This is a genomic window from Roseiarcus sp. (assembly GCF_049514155.1).
Classification (GTDB): domain Bacteria; phylum Pseudomonadota; class Alphaproteobacteria; order Rhizobiales; family Beijerinckiaceae; genus Roseiarcus.
On the sequence record NZ_JBEKVH010000255.1, the window covers coordinates 1 to 4,388 of the forward strand.

At 61.2% G+C, this 4,388-nt stretch carries 4 protein-coding genes; all 4 read left to right on the plus strand.

What is annotated here, in order from left to right:
• The coding region (locus tag ABSF49_RS20990) for a sigma factor-like helix-turn-helix DNA-binding protein (RefSeq protein ID WP_424114581.1) at positions 1–159 on the plus strand (159 nt) is incomplete at its 5' end.
• The gene (locus tag ABSF49_RS20995) at positions 156–842 is read left to right on the plus strand and encodes a hypothetical protein (protein ID WP_424114578.1); all 687 of its coding nucleotides are present in this window, start codon (positions 156–158) and stop codon (positions 840–842) included. The genes ABSF49_RS20990 and ABSF49_RS20995, both read left to right, overlap by 4 nt.
• Before the next feature lie 570 nt (positions 843–1,412).
• Entirely contained in the window at positions 1,413–3,218 is a 1,806-nt protein-coding gene (locus ABSF49_RS21000) for a PAS domain S-box protein (protein WP_424114579.1), read from the plus strand.
• An 888-nt stretch (positions 3,219–4,106) separates the two neighbouring features.
• Positions 4,107–4,388 (plus strand): FAD-binding protein (locus ABSF49_RS21005; protein ID WP_424114580.1); only part of this gene is annotated, 282 nt, incomplete at its 3' end.

Consider the following 4,388-nt stretch of genomic DNA (forward strand, 5'->3'; position numbering starts at 1 on the left):
GAGATTATCGATCTCGTTTATTACCACGAGAAATCGGTGGAAGAGGTGGCCGGGATCGTTGGCATTCCGGAGAACACGGTGAAGACGCGAATGTTTTATGCGCGCAAGAAACTGGGAGAGCTTTGCAGAGTGGCAGGAATCGATCGAGGTTGGCCATGATGCAAAACGATGCCGGGCGCGACCAGCGCACCGAACCCAGCGAAATCGAGGCGCTGTTGCCGTGGTATGCCGCGGGCACCTTGCGCCGGCGCGACCGCCTGCGCGTCGAGGAGGCGTTGCGCAAGGAGCCGGATCTCGCCGTCATGGTCGATCTGGTGCACGAGGAACTCGCCGAAACCATTCTGCTCAATGAAACGCTGGGCGCGCCGCCACCGCAGGTCGCCGAGCGGCTGATGGCGGCGATCGACGCGGAGACGCTGGCCGCGCGCCGGCGGGGGCCGGGCGGTGCCGCGAGCTGGCTGACCGGTTTCTTCGCCAGTCTGTCGCCGCGCACCATGGCGGTGGCCGCGTCATTTGCAACGCTTGCGATCGCGCTACAGGCGGCGCTGTTGGTGAACATCTTCACCAAGCCGCAAGCCACGATCCCGGACGGCGTGAGCATCGCGCACCGCAACGGCACCTTCGCCATGGTGCGCTTCGCGCGCCAGGCGAGCGCGGCCGAAATCACCAATTTCCTGCAAAACTACCAGGCCGCCCTGGTCGATGGGCCGACGCCGGGCGGGCTTTACCGGGTGCGGGTCGCGGTGACCTCGCTCGCCAAGGAAGAACTCGCCCGCGTCGTGGCCCGGATGCGGCAGGAGCGGGTCGTGGAGTCGGCTGAGCCCGCCGAGCCCAGCGAGTAGGTGTTCGCCTTTAATCCGGGAATAGAGGACCGCCTGGGGCGAGTTTCGTGCCAGGCCTTACGTATTTTGCTGCGGCCCCAGGGCCGGGCAAACCCCGTTAATCTTTCGTTGAACCTTTCCGGAGGCCTCAGCGACCAATAGGCGGTGGCGCTTGACGCCACCATCGGCGCCCCTGTCCCCCCGACGCCAGCGCCGATAATTCAGACCCGCCCGGCCTCGTCCCCACCGGGCGGGTCGTCTTATTTGCGGGGGGTATAGGGCCGGCCCGTCAGGGGCAGGCCGAAAAAAGTTCCGCTTATGTGCGGAATCGGACCCGAAACCGGTCCTTGCGGATTTGATACATTTTATTGGTGACAGCTCGTCCGTGAAGCGGCGCCGTGCACAAATATCGTATCCAGACGGGCATGCCGTCGAGGTATGGACGGGCGCTGGCATGATCGCCCACCGCGATGCGATTCATTTGCCGCCAAAGCGACCGTAGAGTAGGCAAAGCGAAGCGTGCTCACCTGACGGTGTGTATAGAGTCCAGACGCCATAATGACCCAACACTCAGTTCCTGCCATTGCGGAGATGTCTGCACTCATCAGTGCGAAAGACTGGTCGAAAACTGCACTCGGCCCTCGCCAAGGCTGGTCACAGAGCCTCACGCTGGTTGTGGACCTCATGCTCGCCTCGGGTTTTCCGATGGCTGTGCGTTGGGGCCCGGATTTTGTGATGCTTTACAACGACGGCTATCGTTCGATCCTCGGCGACAAGCATCCGCGGGCACTCGGCTTACCGTTCCGCGACGTCTGGCCGGAAGTTCAGACCCAGCTAAAGCCGCTGCATGACGCTATCCTCAGCGGCAAGCGCAGCGCCTTCTTTACTGAAGACCTGCCTTTGAGAATTCAGCGGCAGGGAGTCGAATTTGAGGATGCGCGCTTTACCCTAAGCTACAGTCCGGTTCCGGATCCGTCCGCGCCCACGGGCGTGGGCGGAGTGCTTGTCATCGCCGTTGAAACGACAACCAGAGTGTTGACCGAGCACGCGCTGCGCGCGAGCGAGGAGCGGTATCGAACCGCGATGATGCTCGGCCGGATTGGCAGTTGGGAGGTCGATTTTGTCAAAGGCACCAGGATCTGGACACCCGAGGGGATGGCGCTATTTGGCATCGAATTAGCCGGTGGTCTCGGTCATGTCGGCGGCGAAACGGACGAAATCCGTCGATCTATGCACCCTGAAGATCAACATCTTCTTGCTCGTTATCACGCCTTGGCGAATTCCCAGGATTCCTTCCCGGCCGAATACCGAGTTGTGAAGGCGGACGGGACGGCGGCTTGGCTCTCAGGCTACGGGCGCGTTCTCGACAGACAAGCGGACGGAAAGGCCCATCGTCTGCTCAACGTCGCCACAGACATCACCGAGCGCAAGAAGGTCGAAGCCGCACTTGGCGAAAACGAACTCCGATTGCGCTGGCTCGCCTCCATCGTCGAGTCCAGTGACGACGCAATTATCAGCAAGAACACCGATGGCGTCATCACAAGCTGGAACAGGGGTGCGGAGCATATCTTCGGTTACACGGCCGAGGAGGTGATTGGCCAACCCATCACGATTGTTATCCCTCAGGACCGGCAAGGTGAGGAGCATATGATCCTGACGCGGATCAGAAAAGGCGAGCGTGTCGACCATTTCGAGACTATTCGACAACGAAAGGACGGCGGCTTGATCGTCGTTTCGCTGACCGTTTCACCTATTAAAAATTCCAACGGCAATATCGTTGGCGCCTCCAAGATCGCAAGGGATATTACCGAGCAGAAGCGGTCACAGGAGCAGATCGTCGTCTTGGCTCGGGAAGCAGAGCACCGAAGCAAAAATTTGCTCGCCACGGTACAAGCAACTGTAAATCTTTCTCAGTCCGATACGCCCGAAGGTCTAAAACAGGCGATTGAAGGCCGCATTCTGGCGCTCGCGAAGGTTCACTCGCTATTTGTCGAGTCGCGTTGGACAGGCGCCGACTTATGGACAATCGCCAGACAGGAGCTTGCTCCTTATTCCGAGACGGACGAAACGAGCGTGCGAATTGACGGTCCGCAAGTTCTATTGGAGCCGAACGTCGCTCAGGCTGTCGCCATAACCCTGCACGAATTGGCGACCAACGCCGCCAAATACGGATCCATGTCCGTGCCCAATGGCGAGACGAGCCTGATGTGGTCACACGAGGCGGATGGGCGACTCATCCTTCACTGGCGCGAGACAGGTGGTCCAGTCGTGCGGATGCCTACGAAAAAAGGCTTTGGTACGCGGATAACCGAAGCAATGATCGGCCAGCTTAAAGGCAAAATTTCCTTTGACTGGCGCAATGAAGGTCTCGTTTGCGAGATCAGCCTTCCGGTGTGAGATCGATTTTGGCATGCGCCTGGAGCCGGTGGGTCGCTCCCGGATTTCGCTAACGCTCAACCGCTTCGCGCCGCGCAATGACGCCTTTAAGGCCGTCACGGTAACAGAGATATTTTGCGACAGGTGTTGACATTCATCCTATGTCCGCCCATATAGCCTCCGAACCTCGCTCACCAAGGACGCCTCCAGCGGGGGTACTCTCTGGAGGCGAAGCGAGTGCGGTGCCCGCGGCGGGAAGATACACCCCGTACCCGGGCGGCTCTGGCATCATGCCCTCCGGCACTACGACCGGAGCGTGAGGTGCTACACTGGACTGGGACAGGCGGGCGCGGGTAACGCCCGTGTAAGAGCGCGAAGTCTCTGCCCTCAGGTTGGGACAGACCTACAGGACCAAGCGCCCCTGCCACGTCCCAGGAAGCCTGGCCTGACGCTGGAGCCTCAGGGACGAAAGCTCCCTGTGGCGAGAACCGCGGTGGAACGCCGATAGGCGAGCCCCCTTCGCAAAGGGGGCGCCGCAGGGGGCGCCGCATCCGCAGGTGCGGCGGTTGGACTACGCGTCTGTCGGCGTTCCGCTTCCTTTTTTCTTTTGTTTGGTATTGGCGAAAACGGGCGAAGCGAAGAGAGAAACAGAGGCGCCACCCCTCGGATTTCCTTTTCCTCCCCAAGTTTCGCGCTGAACGTAACGGGATTTTCAGTTCGCACGCGCAGGGGCGTTGAGCGAGAACGGGAGAGCTCGCATGTTCACCGTCATCCTGAGGTGCCCGCCGCAGATACCCGCAAAACCGCGTTCCCTCCTATGCCGGCGCGGACTTTCACGGTGTCGGGATGTGTGCGAAACAGTCGGCAACGCGATCGGCATCGGGCGACGGCGGGCATCGAGCGAGCAACGTGATCAAATTCGAAACCGACGTTCTGATTGTCGGGTCCGGCGGCGCCGGAATGTATGCGGCGATCGAAGCGGCCAAGAGCGGCGCGTCGGTGATCCTCGCCGACCGCAGCCTGATCGGCCGCGGCGGCGCCACCGTGATGGCGATGATGACGGTAGCCGCCGCCATCGGCGCGCAAACGCCCGACGATTGGCAGCGCCATCTCGCCGACACGCTCACCGCCGGCCACGGCCTGTGCGACGAAAGCCTGTCCGCGATTTTATGCGAGGACGCGCCCGAGCGA